Consider the following 397-nt stretch of genomic DNA (forward strand, 5'->3'; position numbering starts at 1 on the left):
TCGGATGCCTCGGTAGAGGCGATTTATCGGTCTGGACAACCGTTGGCGATCGCGGACACCACCGTCGTGCTGGCCGGCGACATGGTGGCGGTTACTGGACTGATTGCCGTCATGGAAGCCGCAGCCGATTACTTCGGCAAGGAAATCAGCGCACCGGCGGACATGTTACTGGTACAGGAGAGTCGTGAAATCATTTTAACCAATCGCGCGCTGAGCGGGCGTGAAGTCGGCGAAATTCACGACCACGTAACGGTGGATACGCGTCACGGCGTATTTTTGACAAGGGTCTTGCGCATGGGCCTAGCGCTTCCGCTGCTTAGCAAGATCATCCTGAAAAGCGGTGATGAATTACACTTCACCGGCAGCCCCGTGGATCTGGACCGAGTGCAAACAAAAA

General features: G+C 56.2%; 1 pseudogene. It reads left to right on the plus strand.

Annotation, left to right across the window (positions count from 1 at the left end):
- Nucleotides 1-42: 42 nt before the first annotated feature.
- Nucleotides 43-397: pseudogene (locus tag QN395_RS21740) on the plus strand (aspartate-alanine antiporter); the annotation flags it as partial.

Origin of the sequence: Undibacterium sp. RTI2.2 (assembly GCF_035018705.1) — a bacterium.
In the GTDB taxonomy this organism is placed as follows: Bacteria; Pseudomonadota; Gammaproteobacteria; order Burkholderiales; family Burkholderiaceae_D; genus Undibacterium.